The 18,110-nt window shown below is 72.1% G+C and carries 13 protein-coding genes and 1 pseudogene; 9 read left to right on the top strand and 5 right to left on the bottom strand.

What is annotated here, in order from left to right; all coding sequences use genetic code 11:
* The 5 genes from BIV23_RS44140 to BIV23_RS44120 all read right to left on the bottom strand — a co-directional run.
* The coding region (locus BIV23_RS44140) for a type I polyketide synthase (RefSeq protein ID WP_143079254.1) at positions 1-4,494 on the bottom strand (4,494 nt) is incomplete at its 3' end.
* Between the two features lie 369 nt (positions 4,495-4,863).
* Positions 4,864-6,165 carry an aminotransferase family protein gene (locus tag BIV23_RS44135; protein ID WP_071386637.1) on the bottom strand — a complete coding sequence of 434 codons (1,302 nt, stop codon included), beginning with the start codon at positions 6,163-6,165 and terminating at the stop codon, positions 4,864-4,866.
* Between the two features lie 47 nt (positions 6,166-6,212).
* Positions 6,213-7,211: a 3-oxoacyl-ACP synthase III family protein gene (locus BIV23_RS44130; protein ID WP_071386636.1), complete on the bottom strand. Its 999-nt coding sequence runs from the start codon at positions 7,209-7,211 to the stop codon at positions 6,213-6,215.
* The gene (locus tag BIV23_RS44125) at positions 7,208-7,861 is read right to left on the bottom strand and encodes an SRPBCC family protein (protein ID WP_071386635.1); all 654 of its coding nucleotides are present in this window, start codon (positions 7,859-7,861) and stop codon (positions 7,208-7,210) included. The genes BIV23_RS44130 and BIV23_RS44125 overlap by 4 nt, the downstream gene beginning before the upstream one ends.
* Complete coding sequence (locus BIV23_RS44120) at positions 7,833-9,584, bottom strand: thiamine pyrophosphate-binding protein (RefSeq protein WP_071386639.1); 1,752 nt, start codon at positions 9,582-9,584, stop codon at positions 7,833-7,835. The genes BIV23_RS44125 and BIV23_RS44120 overlap by 29 nt, the downstream gene beginning before the upstream one ends.
* A gap of 404 nt (positions 9,585-9,988) precedes the next feature.
* Between BIV23_RS44120 and BIV23_RS44115 the strand changes: the two genes are divergently transcribed.
* The 9 genes and pseudogenes from BIV23_RS44115 to BIV23_RS44075 form a co-directional block, all read left to right on the top strand.
* Positions 9,989-11,362 (top strand): NDP-hexose 2,3-dehydratase family protein, encoded by a 1,374-nt coding sequence (locus tag BIV23_RS44115; protein ID WP_071386634.1) that lies wholly within the window; start codon positions 9,989-9,991, stop codon positions 11,360-11,362.
* On the top strand, positions 11,359-12,354 hold the full coding sequence (locus tag BIV23_RS44110; RefSeq protein ID WP_071386633.1) for a Gfo/Idh/MocA family protein: 996 nt from the start codon (positions 11,359-11,361) through the stop codon (positions 12,352-12,354). The genes BIV23_RS44115 and BIV23_RS44110 overlap by 4 nt, the downstream gene beginning before the upstream one ends.
* A gap of 52 nt (positions 12,355-12,406) precedes the next feature.
* Positions 12,407-13,027: a TetR family transcriptional regulator gene (locus BIV23_RS44105; RefSeq protein ID WP_079173808.1), complete on the top strand. Its 621-nt coding sequence runs from the start codon at positions 12,407-12,409 to the stop codon at positions 13,025-13,027.
* Positions 13,028-13,182: 155 nt separating this feature from the next.
* Positions 13,183-13,833: a VC0807 family protein gene (locus BIV23_RS44100; protein ID WP_245790940.1), complete on the top strand. Its 651-nt coding sequence runs from the start codon at positions 13,183-13,185 to the stop codon at positions 13,831-13,833.
* A 461-nt stretch (positions 13,834-14,294) separates the two neighbouring features.
* Positions 14,295-15,458, top strand: a complete 1,164-nt coding sequence (gene mqnE, locus BIV23_RS44095; protein ID WP_071386631.1) for an aminofutalosine synthase MqnE — start codon at positions 14,295-14,297, stop codon at positions 15,456-15,458.
* A gap of 146 nt (positions 15,459-15,604) precedes the next feature.
* Positions 15,605-15,904 carry a ferredoxin gene (locus BIV23_RS44090; protein ID WP_071386630.1) on the top strand — a complete coding sequence of 100 codons (300 nt, stop codon included), beginning with the start codon at positions 15,605-15,607 and terminating at the stop codon, positions 15,902-15,904.
* A 106-nt stretch (positions 15,905-16,010) separates the two neighbouring features.
* On the top strand, positions 16,011-16,772 hold the full coding sequence (locus BIV23_RS44085; RefSeq protein ID WP_071386629.1) for a thioesterase II family protein: 762 nt from the start codon (positions 16,011-16,013) through the stop codon (positions 16,770-16,772).
* Between the two features lie 52 nt (positions 16,773-16,824).
* The gene (locus BIV23_RS44080; RefSeq protein ID WP_071386628.1) at positions 16,825-17,724 is read left to right on the top strand and encodes a menaquinone biosynthetic enzyme MqnA/MqnD family protein; all 900 of its coding nucleotides are present in this window, start codon (positions 16,825-16,827) and stop codon (positions 17,722-17,724) included.
* A gap of 33 nt (positions 17,725-17,757) precedes the next feature.
* Positions 17,758-18,110 (top strand): annotated as a pseudogene (locus BIV23_RS44075) (dehypoxanthine futalosine cyclase); the annotation flags it as partial.

Below are 18,110 nucleotides of genomic sequence, written 5' to 3'. Positions count from 1 at the left end.
CCGCCACAACGACCACGCCACATCCACTCCGGCGAGGGAGGTGGACTCGGTGGCGAACCGCGCGAGCCGGGACATCTGTTCCGTGAGTGCGGCGGGCGTGCGGGCGGAGACGAGCCAAGGGAGGGCGATTTCGCGGCCGGACGCGTCCGTGAGCGCGTCGGCGGGCTCGGGCTCGGCCGGTTCGGCCGCGGCTTCCAGGACGACGTGGGCGTTCGTACCGCTGATGCCGAACGACGACACCGCCGCCCGACGCGGCCGGCCCTCGCTCTCCTCCCACACCCGATTCTGCGCCAGCAGCTCCACCGCGCCCTCGGACCAGTCGACCAGCGGCGACGGGGTTTCGGCGTGCAGGGACTTGGGCAGGGTGGCGTGCCGCATGGCCTGCACCATCTTGATCACACCGGCCACACCGGCGGCGGCCTGGGTGTGACCGATGTTGGACTTCACCGATCCCAGCCACAACGGCCGGTCGTCCTCACGCCCCTGCCCGTACGTGGCCAGCAGCGCCTGCGCCTCGATCGGGTCACCCAGCTTCGTCCCCGTACCGTGCGCCTCGACCACATCCACATCGGCCGCCGACAGACCCGCGTCGGCCAACGCCGCACGGATCACCCGCTGCTGCGAAAGACCGTTGGGAGCGGTCAGACCGTTCGACGCACCGTCCTGGTTCAGCGCCGAACCCCGCACCACCGCCAGCACCTGATGCCCCTGGGCCTCGGCGTCCGAGAGCCGCTCCAAGAGCAGCACACCGACGCCTTCGCCCCAGCCCGTGCCGTCGGCGTCGGCCGCGAAGGGCTTGCACCGGCCGTCGGCGGCCAGGCCGCGCTGGCGGCTGAACTCGACGAACATGCCGGGGCTGGACATCACGGTGGCGCCGGCGGCCACCGCCAGGCTGCACTCGCCGGAGCGCAGGGCGCGCACGGCCAGGTGCAGGGCGACCAGGGACGAGGAGCAGGCCGTGTCGACCGTGACCGCCGGGCCCTCCAGCCCCAGGGCGTAGGCGATGCGCCCGGAGGCCACGCTGGACGTCGTGCCGGTGAGGACGTGGCCCTCGACGGCTTCGGCCGCTTCGTGGAGGCGGGGGCCGTATTCGGGTGCGGTGGCTCCGACGAAGACGCCGGTGGCGGTGGCGTGCAGGGCGCGGGGGTCCAGTCCCGCCCGTTCGATCGTCTCCCAGGTGGTTTCCAGGAGCAGTCGCTGCTGCGGGTCCATCGCGGTCGCCTCACGCGGCGAGATACCGAAGAACCCGGCGTCGAACTCGGCCGCGTCGTGCAGGAATCCGCCTTCGCGGACGTATGTGGTGCCGGTGTGGTCGGGGTCGGGGTCGTAGAGGGCGTCGAGGTCCCAGCCGCGGTCGGTCGGGAACGCGGTGACGGCGTCGGTCTCGTCGCGGACCAGGCGCCACAGGTCCTCGGGGGCGCGGACGCCGCCCGGGAAGCGGCAGCCCATGGAGACGATCGCGATCGGTTCGTCGACGGCGGGCCGGTGGTCGCGGGGGCCGAGCTCGGTCGACGGGGAGGTGTGCAGGCTCTCGGCGAGCCGTGCGGGTGTGGGGTGTTCGTAGACGGCGGTCGCCGGGAGGGCGAGTCCGGCCACGGAGTTGAGCCGGTCACGCAGTTCGACGGCGGTGACGGAGTCGATGCCGAGTTCTTTGAAGGTCCGTTGCGCGTCGACGGGGGTCCGGTCCGGGTAGCCGAGGACGACGGCGGTGGATTCGAGGACGAGCCGCAGTGCGTCGGCGTCGTCGAGTCCGCCGGCCGGCTCGTCGGAGGGGGTGGCCGGACCGCTCTCGACGGGTGCCGTCGTGGTGGCCGGGGTGAGGTGCGGTGCGGCGGTGATCCAGTGGCGTCGGCGCTGGAAGGCGTAGGTGGGCAGTTCGGTGCGTCGGGGTGCGAGCCCGGTGAAGACGGGGGTCCAGTCGACGTCGGCGCCGTGGGCCCACAGGGTGCCGAGGGAGGTCTGGAAGCGGGTGGCTCCGCCCTGGCCGCGGCGCAGGGTCCCGGTGACGACGGCGTGCCGGGGGCCGGTCGCGGCCTCGATGGTCTCCTGTACGGGTGCGGTGAGTACGGGGTGCGGGCTGACCTCGACGAAGGCGCCGTGGCCCGCCTGTGCCAGGGTACGCAGGGCCGGTTCGAGGAGGACGGGGTTGCGGAGGTTGTCGTACCAGTAGCGGGCGTCGGTGGCCGTGCTGTCGATCCAGTCCCCGGTGACGGTGGACAGGAAGGGCACCTCGGGGCGGCGCGGGGTGATCGTGGCGAGGAGGTCGAGCATCTCCTGGCGGACGGGTTCCACGTGCGGGGAGTGGGAGGCGTAGTCGATGCCGACGCGGCCGGCGCGGACGTTCTCGCGCCGCGCGGTGGCGAGGATGTCGGTGACGGTCTCGATGTCGGCGGAGACGACGGTGGAGGAGGGGCCGTTGAGGGCGGCGACGGTGACCCGGTCGCCCCACCGGGCGGTGAAGCGGCGGGCGGTGTCCACGGGAAGGGCGAGCGAGACCATGCCGCTGCGGCCTTCGAGGGGTACGAGGATCTTGCTGCGCAGGGCGACCACCATGGCCGCGTCCTCCAGACCGAGGGCTCCGGCGACGCAGGCGGCGGCGATCTCGCCCTGGGAGTGTCCGACGACGGCGGCGGGGCTGATGCCGTGCGACTGCCACAGGGCGGCCAGTGACACCATGACGGCCCACAGCACGGGCTGCACGACGTCGGAGCGGTCCAGTGGCGGGGCGTCCGCGTCGCCGCGCAGGACGGCGGCGAGGTCCCAGTCGACGTGCGGGGCCAGCGCGTTGCCGCACTCGGTGAGGCGCGCGGCGAACACCGGGGAGGCGGCGAGGAGTTCGGCGGCCATGCCGGGCCACTGGCTGCCCTGGCCGGGGAAGACGAACACGGGCCGGTGGACGTCGCCGTCGAGCGGGCCGGACGGGGCCGCGGTGGTGATGCCGCCGAGCAGTCCGGCGGTGTCGGAGCCCACGGCGAAGGACCGGTGTGCGAGGGGCGTGCGGGTCGTCAGCAGGGACCACGCGGTGTCGACGGGGTCGGCCTCGGTGGCACGGACGTGCGCGGCGAGGCCGTCGGCCTGGGCGCGCAGGGCGCCGGGGGCGGCGGCGGACAGCAGCCAGGGCACGGTGGCCGGGGCGGTCCGCGGCTGCCGTGCGCCCGGTTCGGCCGCGGGGGCTTCTTCGAGGACGAGGTGGGCGTTGGTGCCGCCCATGCCGAAGGAGGAGACCCCGGCCCGCAGGGGGGTGCCGGGCACGGCCGGGGTCCAGTCGGTGGTCTCGCGCTGGACGCGCAGGCCGAGGCCGTCGAAGTCGATGGCGGGGTTGGGCTCGTCGTGGTGGAGGCTGGGCACCAGCCGGCGGTGGGACAGGCACAGGACGGTCTTGAGCAGTCCGGCGATGCCGGCGGCGCCTTCGAGGTGGCCGATGTTGGTCTTCACGGAGCCGACGGCCAGCGGGGTGGGCCGGCCTTCGGCGGTGCCGAGCACCGCGCCGAGGGCGGCGGCCTCGACGGGGTCGCCGACGCGGGTTCCGGTGCCGTGGAGTTCGACGTAGCCGATGCCGGCCGGGTCGGTTCCGGCACGCTGGTACGCGGCGCGCAGGACGGCGGCCTGGGCGTCGGCGTCCGGGGTGGTGATGCTGGTGCCGGTGCCGTCGTTGTTGAGGGCGCCGCCGCGGATCACGGCATGGACGCGGTCGCCGTCGGCGAGGGCGTGTGCGAGCAGCTTCAGTACGACGATGCCGCCGCCCTCGCCGCGGACGTAGCCGTTGGCGCGGGCGTCGAAGGTGTGGCAGGCGCCGTCCGGGGAGAGGGCTCCGAACTGGGCTGCGGCCAGGGAGCTCCGCGGGCTGAGGTTGAGGTGCACTCCGCCGGCGAGGGCGAGGTCGCAGTCCCCGTGCCGCAGGCTGTCGCAGGCGAGCTGGACGGCGACCAGGGAGGACGACTGGGCGCTGTCGACGGTCATGCTGGGGCCGCTGACGCCGAGGGCGTAGGAGAGCCGGTTGGCGATGAGGGACCGGTTGAGGCCGGTGAGGGTGTGGTGTCCGGTGTCCTGTCCGGCGTCGCGGACGACGTCGGCGTAGTCGCACACGTCGACGCCGAGGTAGACCGCGGTGGTGCGCGGGGCGGCGGCGACGGGGATCGACGCGTGTTCCAGGGCCTCCCAGCCCAGTTCGAGGGCGAGGCGGGCCTGTGGGTCGGTGGCGTCGGCCTCGCGGGGTGAGATGCCGAAGAACGCGGCGTCGAAGTCGGCGGGTGCGCTGACGTAGCCGCCGCGCAGGGGGGCGGTGCCGCCGTGCGGGGTGAGCCAGCCGTCGGCGGGCGCGCCCGCGCGCCGGTCCTCGGGGGTGTCGGTGACGGCGCTGCGGCCCGCGGTCAGCAACTCCCAGTAGGCGGCCGGATCGTCGGCGCCCGGAAGCCGGCACGCGAGGCCGACCACGGCCACAGGCTCGTGGCCCGGGACGGTGTTCCGGACGGCGGTGGGCACCGGCTCGTTCATCGATGGCACTCCAAATACCGGGGGCGGGAGGCTGGGGGTTGCTCACACATTCGCACGCGTCCCGGGGCCCTCCGCTGATCCGGGGAGGCGCTCTAGGGGAATCTCTAGCCTCGGTCTTTCGTGCCGGGCCGCCGGCGGAGCAGGGGACCAACACGTGGTCGGCGGGCCGGGGGTGGGCATGCCGACGGCCCGCGTGTCCGCTCGGGTGGACACCGGGTGATGGCGGCGGCGCGGGCGGGAACGCCGGGGCGGCCGGGAACGCCGGGGCGGCCGGGAACGCCGGGGCGGCCGGGAACGCCGGGGCGGCCGGGAACGCCGATGCCCCCACGGCGTAGCGGGGGGGCATCCTGTCGGAGCGGGCGGGGGGGTTCAGCCGGCCGCGGCCACCGTGGCGTCGTACAGCGCGTCGACGATCCGGTCCACCTGGGGCGCGGTCACGATCAGCGGCGGGGCGACGGAGAGCACCGGGCCCTCGCTGCGTACGACGACTCCGGCGCCGAGGCAGGCCTGGGACACCTGGGCGGCGCGGGCGAACGAGTCGAACTCGACACCGGCGAGCAGGCCGACGCCTCGTACGTCGCTGACCCCGTCCAGTCCCTTGAGCCGGTCCGCCAGCTGCCCGCAGAGGCGTTCGCCCATGGCGGCGGCGTGGTCGATGAGCCCCTCCTCCTCGATGGTGCGCAGCACGGTCAGCGCGACGGCCGCGCCGAGGGCGTGCCCGCTGGTCGTGTGCCCGTGGCGCAGACCGCCGAGCATCGGGTCGCTCGCGAACACGTCGGCGACGGCCGTCGTCATGGTGACGGCGGCGAACGGCACGTATCCGGCGGCCAGTCCCTTGCCCGTGGTGATCACGTCGGGGCGGATGTCCTCACGCTGGTGCGCGAACCACGCCCCGGTGCGGCCGAGCCCGGTGGTCACCTCGTCGACGACCAGCAGGACCCCGTGGCGGTCGCAGATCTCCCGCACGGCGCGCAGATAGCCGGCCGGCAGCGGGCGGATGCCGCCCACCCCGAGGACCGGTTCCACGAAGAATGCGGCGACGTTCTCCGCGCCCTGCGCGACGATGGCCTCCTCCAGCGCCTGGGGGCCGGGCCGGGTGTCTCCCGCGGACCCGGGCGTGGGGATCTGGACGAACCCCTCGGGCAGCGGCCCGCAGCCCGTCCAGGCGATCGGCGAGGCGGACATCGCGGCGGCCGCGACGGTGGTGCCGTGGTAGCCGTCGGCCAGCGAGATCACGGTGGTGCGCCGCGGCTCGCCGCGCAGTGCGTGGTACATCCGCACGATCCGGATCGCCGCCTCGGTGGCCTCCGAGCCGGAGTTGCAGAACAGGGTGCGTTCGAGGGGTTCGCCGAGGAGCTCCGCCAGCCGGGCCGCGAGCAGGACGGCGGGCTCGTTCGAGGATCCCAGCAGGGCGTACGTCATCAGCTTGCCGGCCTGCTCCTCGATGGTGGCCAGCACGCGGGGGTGGCGGTAGCCGAGCGTCGCGTTGAACTGGCCGCTGCGGCCGTCGAGGTAGGTGCGCCCGTACGAGTCGGTGACCTCGCAGCCCCGGCCCTCGGCCAGCACCAGCCGGTCGCCGACGCCGTGCGGGGTCCAGGGGTGCAGCAGGTGGCGGCGGTCGAGTTCGGCCAGCTCCTCGCCGGTGCGGGTCTGCGGTGCGGTGTCGGTCATCGGCTCAACTCCAGGTCGTGATGGGGGCGTACGGCAGAGGGTCCGGATCACCAGCGCACGGCGGCCGCGGCGGCGAAGTCACCGGCGTGCGCGAAGCCGGACAGTACGACGAGATCGCCCTTGTCGATCTTTCCGTCGTCGCGGGCCTGGGAGAGCGTCACGGGGATGCCCGCGCCGAAGAGGTTGCCGTACCGGTCGAAGGTGTCCGGGTGGCGTTCGGGCTTGAGGCCCAGGTCCTCCCGCCAGTTGTGCAGGAACATCCGGTTCGGCTGGTTGGTGACCAGCAGGTCGATGTCGGTGGTGGGGGTGCCGAGGCGTTCGCACAGCTCCCGGGTCACCTGGGGCACGAGCTGGTTGCCGCGCGCGACGATCTGCTTGACCTTGCTGTCGGTGAAGCCGATGTCGATCTCTCCCTCGCCGGGTTCCCAGTACTTGCGGGTGTCCGCGGAGAGGGTCATGTCGTTGGCGTACTCGACGCCGTGGTGGGTCACCACGTCGAGGATCGGCGACTCGTCGCCCGCTGTCAGGAAACCGACACCGCAGCCGTCGCCGGGCACCGGTGCGTGCTTGCGGCCCCGGAGCTCGGGCCGGGCGAAGAGCTGTCCGGCCGTGTTCTGCACACAGCAGATCAGGGCGGTGCGGGCCTGGCCCGAGGCGATGAGGCCGCGGCCGAGCTTCATCAGGTACACGAAGGCGGCGCAGCCGCTGTTGTGCACGTCGATGATCCACTCGGGTATGGGGGCCAGCCCCAGCCGGGCCACGATGTCGGCGCCCGCCCCGGTGAACGCCCGGTCCGGGAGCGAGACGTTGGTGAGGACGACGTCCACCGGGCCGTCGCCCCGCTCGCGCCGGCGTTCCAGCATCGGCAGGGCCGCCGCGACCGCCATGTCGGTGGCGCTCTCGTCCGGCGCGGCGTGCCGCCGGGCGGCCGGCGGGCTGAACATCGCGCCCTCGGTGTCCTGGGCGTCCTGACCGGCGTAGAACTCGGTGCCGACGCTGCGCTCGGGCAGATAGCTGCCCACGTCGACCAGGCTGACCGGGATCATGCGCCCGCCCCCGGCGTGGCGGCGACCGAGACCGGAAGGCCCCGGCTGCTGCGGTACTCGAGGATCCGCTTGAGGTTGTCCAGCTCGATGCGGTGCCCGGCGTAGAACAGCGGCCACAGGTCGCCCACCCAGATCCGCTCCGGGTCCGGGGACAGCTCGGGGTACGGGTTCTTGTCGTAGTTCGGGTGGTGGCAGTTGGTCCAGATGACCACCGAACCCGGCTTGCCGAGCACCTGCTCGGCGGGCACGATCCGGAACAGGTAGATCATCCAGAGTTCGTCGCCCTGGTCCCAGGCGCAGTGGTAGTCGAGCGTCAGCGCCTCGGGGTTGGCCTCGAGCCGCATGAAGATCCTGGTGTCCTCGGCGAGGGTGTCCCAGCCGACGTGGAGCCCCTCGGTGCCGGTGGGCCGGAACGACCGTGTGCTGACCGAGTACTCGTCCAGGCTGTTGATGTCGCTGAGGTAGGCGAAGACGTCCTCGGGCGGACAGTCGATGTACTCCTGGATCGTGCAGAACTGCCCGTACACCTCGTCGTGCGGGTACTCGGCCCGGGTGCGGGCGGTGGCCTGCGCGACGAGCTCGGGCACGCTGCTCGTCTCGCACCGGACGAGGCCGGGGATGTCAGCCAACTGGTGTGACGCGGTCGTCATGGTGTGCTCCTGCGGAGGTGGGGCGATCGTCGATCAGACGGAGGAACGGCACGAACGGGGGCATCTCGTCCGGGTCGGACTCCACACAGACCAGGGCCGGGCCGGTGCGGTCGTTCGTCGTGAGCAGGGCGCGGCGCAGTTCGTCGGCCGTGGTCGCCGTGACGGCCGGGAGCGCGGGGAACATGGCACGCGCACCGGCCGCGATGTCGGCGGGCTTGAACGTGTTGTACGAGTAGTCGGCGTCGAAGAGCAGCCGCTCCCGGGTCACGCACATCCCGTGGGCATTGTTGTTGAAGACGACGAAGGTGACCGGCACGTCGTGTTCGACGGCGGTGTGCACCTCCATGCCGTGGGCGTAGAAGCCCCCGTCGCCGGAGACCACGTAGGTGCGCCGCCCGGTGGCGAACGCCGCCCCGATGCCGGCGCCGAAGCTGTGTCCCATGCCGCCCATGCCGAGGGCCAGGACGAAGTTCCCGTGCCGGGGCACGGTCAGATGGTGGATGACCGCCGAACTGGCGTTCCCAGCGTCGGACACCACGGTGGCGTCGTCGGGGAGCGCGGACTCGATGGCCCGGACCGCGTCGGTGAGGCGTACGCCCGGGGTGTCGGGGCGGGGCGCCGCCAGGTACTGCGGGCCGCCGCCCGGCCGTTCGCTGCTCGGCCGGGTCCGGGGCAGGGCGCCGAGCAGGTCGTCGACGGCCCTCAGTTCGGTCCGCAGATCGCCGTCCACGTGGATGACCGGTACGCCGTCCCGGTGCGGTCCGGTGAAGGGCGGCTCGGGGTCGAAACAGATCAACGGCGTGTCCTGGAGGGCCGGTTCGAGGCCGGTGCGGGCCATGACCGGCAGCCGGGTGCCCACGAGCACGCACACGGCCGCCTTCTCCAGGTGGCGTTGCACCGACGGGTGCCCGATCGCGCCGGCCACGCCCACGAAGCGCGGATCACGGTTGTCGAAGGCGTCCTTGGCCTCCGGTGTCACGGCCACCGACGCGCCCAGCCTGCGGGCGAGTTCGGCGACCTCCGCGCGGACGTCCGCGCGTCCGACGCCGTCCCCGGCGATCAGCAGGACGTCGGCCCCGCCGGTGACGGCCTCGGTCAGCAGGGCGGCCGCGGCCTCCCGGTGCGCGGCCGCGGGGGCCTGCGGCTCCGGGGGCAGCAGGCCGGCGAGGGACGGGAGTGCGTCGGCGGGCGCCTGCTGGACGTCCTTGGGCAGCAGCAGGACGGCCGGTCCACGGTGCGGTCCGCGGGTGGCGGCGATCGCCTCGGCGAGCAGCGCGGCGGTGTCGCCCGGAGCGTCGACCCGGGCGCAGAAACGGGAGATCGGGGCGAACAGGCGGACCGCGTCGAAGGCGCCCGCCCGGCCGCTGGAGTCCTGGAAGGCCCCGCGGCCCTCCAGCGGGCGGGGCGGCTGGCCGATCAGGGCGAGCACCGGGACACGCGCGGCGTACGCCTCCGCGAGGCCCGGGACCAGGTTCATCGCGCCGGCCCCCGAGGTCGCCATGGCGACGCCGAGCCTGCCGGACGTGCGGTGGTATCCCTCGGCCATGGTGGCGGCGGAGAACTCGTGTTTGGCGACGACCGCCCGGACGGCTCCGTCCGAGAGGTGGGCGGCGTCGTAGAGGTCCTCGATGTTCGCGCCGCCGACTCCGAACACATGGTCGGTTCCTCGCGCCGCCAGGGAAGAGATGATGTAGTCGGCGACGCGTGGGGGACCAGTTCGCATCTTCGTCTCCTCGGGGTCGACGAGCGTCCCCGTATTCGTGTTCCGGCGGATGTTCCGGCAGTTGTTCCTGCTGAGTCGGCCGGGGCGGAAGGCCACAACGTAGCCCGGCTTCCGGCCGCCGAACGCGCCGCTCCGGGGCGGTCTGGAACTTCCACTAGTGTTCGCCGCCCGCGGTGAACGCGGTGCGGCGGCCGGGGCTGACGGCCGGAGCGTGACGGCCGCTGATAGCCGGTGCACGGGCCCGCCGCAAGGGGCGGCGGTCTAGGCGAATGCTCGAATTCGAGCGGGCAGGCTGGGCGGGCGGCTGTCCGCTGCGCTTCCTTCGGCGTGGGGGTGCGCGCCGGTGCCCGGCCCGGCTGTGCACGCGCACGGTCGCACTCCCGAATCGAGAGAAGGGCGAACCGATGACTCCGACAACCGCGCCGGCGCGCGGCGAGGAGGCCGACACCCTGGCGGCGCTGGCGGTCTCCGCGGCGACCGTGGACGGTGGTGCGCTGAGCGACGTGGAACTCGCGGCGTGGCTGGAGGAGCGGCGGCACACACAGCCGCAGCGGGTGCGGCGGGTGCCGTTCGCGGAGCTGGACGGCTGGCGGTTCGAGCGGGACTCCGGCGACCTGCGGCACGCGAGCGGCCGCTTCTTCGCGGTGCACGGGCTGCGGGTCCGCTCGGACTTCGGGCCGGTGGCGGCGTGGGACCAGCCGATCATCGATCAGCCCGAGATCGGCATCCTGGGGATCGCCGTGCGGGACTTCGGCGGCATACCCCACCTGCTGATGCAGGCGAAGTCGGAGCCGGGCAACGTGAACGGGATGCAGCTGTCGCCGACCGTCCAGGCCACCAAGAGCAACTACTCCCGGGTGCACGGCGGTTCGGCGGTCGCATACCTGGACTGCTTCCGCAGTCCCGAGCCGGGCGCGGTGGTGGCCGACGTCCTGCAGTCGGAGCAGGGGTCGTGGTTCCTGGGCAAGAGGAACCGGAACATGATCGTGCGGGTGGGTCCGCAGGTGGAGGCGGGCGAGGACTTCGCGTGGCTGACGCTCCGCCAGGTCAACATGCTGCTGCAGCAGGACAACGTCGTGAACATGGACGCCCGGACGGTGCTGTCGTGCCTGCCGGACTGGCGGGCGGAGGCCGCCGGGGTGACCGGATCGCTGCACTCGGACACCGAGGTGCGCAGCTGGATCACGCGGCGCCGGGCCGAGCACGAGGTGAGCGTGACGCCGATCGGACTCGCCCGGGCCGAGGGCTGGTGCCGCGACCCGCACACGGTGTCCCGTGTGGACGGACGCCACTTCAGCGTGGTGGCCGTGGACGTCGTCTCGGGCCGCCGGGAAGTGGCAGCGTGGTCGCAGCCGCTCGTCGAACCGCACGGGACGGGGATCGCCGCCCTGTTCGTGCGCCAGATCGAGGGGGTGCCGCATGTGCTGCTGCGGGCACGTGCCGAGGCCGGGTTCCTGTCGGTGGTCGAGCTGGGCCCGACGGTCCAGTGCACCGTGGAGAACTACTCCCATCTGCCCCGTGAGTCGTGGCCGCCGTACCTGGACGAGCTGCTGGAACGGCGCGACAAGGCCGTGTACGACGTGCTGCTGTCGGAGGAGGGCGGGCGTTTCCTCGCCGCCCAGAGCCACTACGTGATCGTCGAGGCCGAGGACGAGACGCCCTTGGAATCGGAGGAGTTCCGCTGGGTGTCGCTGCGTCAGGTCGATGAACTGCTGCGCTACAGCCACCACGTGAACGTCCAGGCGCGCACGCTGATCGCCGCGCTGAGGTCGCTGTGAGCGCCCCGGCGGCACGGCCGCTGCGGCTCGGCGCGATCGGTACGTCGTCGATCGCCTGGCGGCGGGTCCTGCCGACGGTGGCCCGGATGCCGGAGTGGGAGCTGGTGGCCGTCGCCGGACGCACGCCGAAGAAGGCGGCCCGCTTCGCGGAGCACTTCGGCTGTGCGGCCGAGGACGACCCCGGGGCGCTGCTGGATCGGTCCGACGTGGACGCGGTCTATGTGTCGGCCCCGACGTCCCTGCACCGTCACTGGGCCGAGCGGGCGCTGCTCGCGGGCAAGCACGTGCTGGTGGAGAAGCCGGTCGGCGTCGACGCCACGGAGGCGCGTGGCCTGTGTGCGCTGGCGGCGGAACGCGGACTGACGCTGCGGGAGAACTTCATGTTCCTGCACCACCCGCAACACGCCGGAGTACGCGAACTGGTGGCCGGCGGCCGCCTGGGACGGCTCGCCTCCTTCAGTGCCGCCTTCTGCATTCCGCCGCTGCCGGAGGACGACATCCGCTATGCCGCCGCGCTGGGCGGCGGCGCGCTGCTCGACGTCGGCGTGTACCCGCTGCGGGCCGCCGTGCTGCAGCTCGGCCCGGACCTCGACGTGGCCGGCGCGACGCTGCGCACCCGGGTCTCGGACGGCCTCGACCTGTCCGGGCAGGTGCTGCTCGCCTCGCCGTCCGGGGTACTCGCCGAGCTGGCGTTCGGCTTCGAGCACACCTACGCGTCGACCTACACGATGTGGGGCGATCGGGCACGGCTGACCGTGACCCGGGCGTTCACTCCGCCGGCCAGCCACCAGCCGCTGCTCGTCATCGAGGAGCAGGACCGCGAGGAACGGCGGACGCTGCCTGCCGCGGACCAACTGGCGCTGCTGCTCCAGGAGTTCGCGAGCGCCGTGCGGGCGGGCGGCGGTGCCGTCGGGCAGCACACGGACTCGATCGCCATGTTGGAGCTCGTGGACGCCGTCCGTACGACGGCCCGGCGGATTCCGGTGCGCTGAGGACTTCCGCACTTTAGGAAAAACACGATCACGATCCGGCTAACCTGAAACCATGATGGCCAGGACAGTCAACGAGCAGACCCGAACATTCACACAGAATGCACGGCGGGCGCAGATAGTTCAGGCGGCAATCGAAACACTCGCCGCATCCGGGTACCCGAAGGCATCCTTCAGTAAAATCTCGCAACAGGCCGAGCTCAGCAGCACAGGGATGATCTCGTACCATTTCTCCGGAAAGCCCGAGCTTTTCGCGGAAGTCGCCCGCGCCATCATCGAAAAGGCCGAGAACATAGCGGACTCACGCATGGGCGACGAGCGGACGTACCGCGGCAAGCTGAGCGCGTACATCACGTCCAGCTTCGACTTCGTGGAGCGCTATCCGATCCACACCCAGGCGCTCACCGAGGTCGTCAGGATGGTCAGGGACCGGCAGATCACCGGTCTGGAGGGTATCGAACGCACCATCATGTCCGTGGACCGGCTCATCGTCCTCCTCGAACAGGGCCGTGACGCCGGGGAGTTCGGCAGCTTCGACTGTCTCACCATGGCCTTGGCCATCCGCGGCGCCATCGACACCGTCCTGTGCCGTCATCTGTCCCACACGGCGATGGACCTGGAGCGGTGCGCCCGCGAACTGGCGGCCGTGTTCGACCGCTGCACCACGCCCGTGTAGTACCAAGACTGGCCGAAAAGCTGCAAGGCCACCACTCTGGAGCACACCTCATGACCTCCCCCACACCACGCTCTGAGTCCTCGGCGCCCGCGGCGTCACCTTCCGCGGCTTCACCCCCCACCGCATCCGGAAAATCCTCCTCACCCTGGGCTTTCGTGATCACCGTCGGCTGCGACGTCGTCCTGCCCGTCGGGCTCTATTACATAATGCGCGGCGCGGGAGCGGGTGAGATCACCGCTCTGCTGCTCAGCGGATCCGCGCCGGCCCTGCACACCCTCCACTCCGCGATTCGTCATCGAAAGCTGGACGCGATCGGGGTATTCACGCTCGCGCTGCTGGTGGTGAGCGCACTGGCTTCCCTGTTGGCCGCGGACCCACGCCTCGCCCTCGCCCGCAACGGCCTGTTCACCGGACTGGCCGGAATATGGCTGCTGGTCACCCTGTTCACCGCGCGCCCCTTCACCTACCAGGCGCTGCGCTCCCTGCTGCCCGGGAGAAGCGAACAACTGGAACGGACGTGGGAGTCCGACACCTCGTTCCGCCGCGTGTGGCGCGGCCTGACCGTGCTGTGGGGCATCGGCCTGCTGTGCGACGCGCTGCTGCGGCTCATCATGGCCTACACCCTGCCCGTCGACACGGTGCCCGCGCTGGACGGCGCCCTGTACGCGGTGTCGTGGATCCTCCTCCAGGTGATCACGCAGGTCGTGCTCCACCGCACCCGCACGCTCTCCAAGGTCTTGGGTGACCGCAGACCGGGCGACCCCGCCTCCGCGCCGGTGTCCCCACCGGGCGCCACGAACGACTGACACCCCCCACACACTGACGAGCCGACCGTGACCGGGCCGATGACGGCCCGGTCACTTGCGTATGTCGTGCCGTGCCGTGCCGGCCGGCCATCGGCGTCCGTCCGCGGTGTGGCACAGGATGCCACCGGCAAAGCCGTTGCGGATGTGGGGTTTTCCCCACACTGCCCTCCGCGAGGATGGGAGAGCCCCACCGGACGCGGCGTCGGTAGCTGCCGCCCGGCCGGGGCCCGTGGTCTCCGGATCGTTGGCCGGTGCCACGGGCTGTCGCGGCCGACCGGTTCGCCGCGGTGTCCGTGCGGTGCGGATCCGCTCCGTCCCGCCCGACCGTCTCCGGGCGGGACGGCCGGTTCCGCGGGATGTCGCGAAAGCGGCGTCCAGGGGCCCGTCGACGCGTCGGATCACGCCACATGCGCACAGTCACTACGCGTGCCGCCAGGCACTGAACGAGGAGGTTCCCGGCCATGGACGCTGGGCTCAAGCGCGAGCTGGAGGAGAAGGTCCTCTCCGGTGAGCGGCTGTCCCGTGAGGACGGCATCGCCCTGTACGAGTCGGACGACCTGGCCTGGCTGGGCGGTCTGGCGCACGAGGTGCGTACCCGCAAGAACGGTGACGTGGTCCATTTCAACGTCAACCGGCACCTCAACATGACGAACGTCTGCACCGCGTCGTGCGCCTACTGCTCGTTCCAGCGCAAGCCGGGTGAGCAGGACGCGTACACGATGCGCATCGAGGAGGCCGTCCGGCTGGCCAAGGCGATGGAGAACGAGCACCTGTCGGAGCTGCACATCGTCAACGGCCTGCACCCGAACCTGCCGTGGCGCTACTACCCGCGCTCGCTGCGGGAGCTGAAGAAGGCGCTGCCGCACGTCGGTCTGAAGGCGTTCACGGCGACGGAGATCCACCACTTCGAGACCATCTCCGGCCTCACCGCCTCCGAGATCCTCGACGAGCTGATCGACGCGGGCCTCGAATCCCTGACCGGCGGCGGCGCGGAGATCTTCGACTGGGAGGTCCGTCAGCACATCGTGGACCACCGCACCCACTGGGAGGACTGGTCCCGCATCCACCGGCTGGCGCACGAGAAGGGGCTGAAGACCCCGAGCACCATGCTCTACGGCCACATCGAGGAGCCCCGCCACCGGGTCGACCACGTGCTGCGGCTGCGCGAACTCCAGGACGAGACCGGCGGCTTCCAGGTCTTCATCCCGCTGCGCTACCAGCACGACTTCGTGGACATGAAGGACGGCAAGATCCGCAACCGCCTCCAGGCGCGCACCACCATGGCGACCGGCGCGGAGGCCCTCAAGACCTTCGCGGTCTCCCGGCTGCTCTTCGACAACGTGCCCCACGTCAAGGTCTTCTGGGTGATGCACGGCGTGCAGACCGCCCAGCTCGCCCTCCAGCACGGCGCCGACGACATGGACGGCTCGGTCGTCGAGTACAAGATCACGCACGACGCGGACAACTACGGCACCCCGAACAAGCTGACCCGCGAGGACCTGCTCGACCTCATCCGGGACGCCGGTTTCCGCCCGGTCGAGCGCAACACGCGCTACGAGATCATCCGCGAGTACGACGGTCCCGACCCGGCCCGGCGCGAGTCGCCGCAGCCGATGCGCGTCTGACCCCCGGGCCGGCCAGCACGGCCGGACTCCCCCTCGTGCACGGTGTGCACGACTCTCCCCTTGTGTGCGCGGCGCGCTCCGCCCGGTCCCGGGCGGCTGTGCGCGCACCGCGCACACACCATGACGACACTGCCAGGCAGGTGTTTATGTCCCCGCAGACGACCCATGACGAGGACCTGGAAGTCTGGATCGACCAGGGCCTGTGCACCGGCGACGGAATCTGCGCCGAGTACGCGCCCGAGGTGTTCGAGCTGGACATCGACGGGCTCGCCTACGTCAAGAGCGAGCAGGACGAGCTGCTCCAGGAGCCGGGCTCGACGACCCGGGTCCCCCTGGAGCTGCTCACCGACGTGGTCGACTCGGTCAAGAAGTGCCCCGGCGACTGCATTCACGTACGCCGCGTCTCCGATCAGGTCGAGGTGTACGGCCCCGAGGCGGACGACTGAGTCCGCCGTCTCTGCGGCGGCCGCCGCGGCGGCCGGATCCCACCGCCCCGGTGGACCGGCCGCCGGGCCCGATCACCTCGACACTTGGGAAGGACCCACACGCCCGATGAGTTCCACCACCGACAACCTGTGGATCCGCAGGTTCCGGCCCTCGCCCGAGGCCGCCGAGCGGCTGGTCTGCTTCCCGCACGCGGGCGGCTCGGCCAGCTTCTACCTGCCGGTCGCCGCCGCGCTCAGCCCGGGCGTCGAGGTCGCCGCGATCCAGTACCCCGGCCGTCAGGACCGCAGGCACGAACCCGGGCCCGCCTCGGTGGCACAGCTCGCCGACCAGGTGAGCGCGGCCCTCGCGGACTGGGACGACGACCGGCCGGTGACCTTCTTCGGGCACAGCATGGGCGCGGTCGTGGCCTTCGAGGTGACGCGCCGTATGGAGCGCACCGGGTCGGGCCCCGTGCGGCTGTTCGCCTCCGGGCGCCGCGCCCCGTCCCGGGTCCGGGACGAGCATGTGCACACGCTCGACGACGACGGGGTGATCGCCGAACTGCGCGCCCTGGCCGGCACCGACGCCCAGGTCCTCCAGGACGAGGAGCTGCTGCGCATGGTGCTGCCCGCGATCCGCAGCGACTACCGGGCCGTCGAGACATACCGCAGCGCTCCCGGCGCGACGGTGCGCTGCCCCGTGACCGTCCTCACCGGCGACGCCGACCCGCGGACGTCGCTGGAGGAAGCCCGCGCCTGGAGCGAGCACACCGAGACGGAGTACGACCTGCGGGTCTTCTCCGGCGGGCACTTCTTCCTCTCGGAGCGGCCGGCCGAGGTGCTGGCCGTACTCCGCGAGCACTTCACCGCGCCGGTCCGCACCGTCTGACCGCGCACCCCTCGTCCTTTCTCCCCCCGACCCGTTCCGGGAGTCGTGCACCGTGACCGAGCAACTCGCCCCCGACACAGCACAGCCGGCGCCCGTGCGCCGGCGCCGACCCCGCGTGGGTCACATCCAGTTCCTGAACTGCCTTCCGCTGTTCTGGGGGCTGGCCCGCACCGGCTCCCTCCTCGACATGGACCTGCGCACCGACACGCCGGACGGCCTGAACGACGCACTCGCCGCCGGTGAGCTGGACATGGGGCCGATCAGCCTGCTGGAGTTCCTGCGGCACGCGGACGACCTGGTCGCCCTGCCGGACATCGCGGTCGGCAGCGACGGAGACGTCATGTCCTGCCTGATCGTCAGCCAGGTGCCGCTGGAGGAGCTGGACGGACAGCCGGTGGCGCTGGGTTCGACGAGCCGTACCTCGGTACGGCTGGCGCAGCTGCTGCTCGCGGAGCGCGTCGGGGTGAAACCCCGGTACTTCGGGTGCCCGCCCGACCTGCGCACCATGATGTCCGAGGCCAGGGCGGCCGTGATCATCGGCGACGCCGCACTGCGCGCGGCCCTGTACGAGGCCCCCCGGATGGGGCTGCGCGTACACGATCTGGGCCGCATGTGGAAGGACTGGACGGGGCTGCCCTTCGTGTTCGCCGTGTTCGCCGCGCGCCGTGACTTCCTGGCCCGCGAACCGGAGTTGGTGCGCCAGGTCCACGCCGATCTGCTGGCCTCGCGCGACCTGTCCCTGGCGGAGGTGGCGAAGGTGTGCGAACAGGCTTCGCAGTGGGAGGAGTTCGACGCCGCGACGCTCCAGCGCTACTACACCACGGCCCTCGACTTCAGCCTCGGCACGGCGCAGCTCGCCGGCATCACCGAGTTCGCGCGCCGGGTCGGCGGCGGCCCCGAGGGCTTCCCGCCCGACGTCGCCGTACAGCTGTTGGAACCCTCCGCACCCTGATCCGCCCTACGCCACCGGAAAGGCCCGGCCATCATGTCCCGACCCTCGCAGTCCCCTCTCCAGCCCGTGCTCGACCGAGCCGCCGACGGCGGACGCATCACCCCGGAAGAGGCTCTCGTCCTCTACCGGGACGCCCCGCTGCACGCGCTGGGCGCCGCCGCCGACGCCGTGCGCCGCCGCACGTACGCCGGGACCGAGCACATCGCGACGTACATCATCGAGCGGAACATCAACTACACGAACGTGTGCGTCACGGCGTGCAAGTTCTGCGCCTTCTACGCGGCCCCCAAGGACACCGACAAGGGCTGGACCCGCGACCTGGACGACATCCTGCGCCGCTGCGCGGAGACCGTCGAGCTGGGCGGCACCCAGATCATGTTCCAGGG

Source organism: Streptomyces monashensis (assembly GCF_001866665.1).
Lineage (GTDB): Bacteria > Actinomycetota > Actinomycetes > Streptomycetales > Streptomycetaceae > Streptomyces > Streptomyces monashensis.
This window is presented reverse-complemented; position numbering and strand designations above follow the sequence as displayed.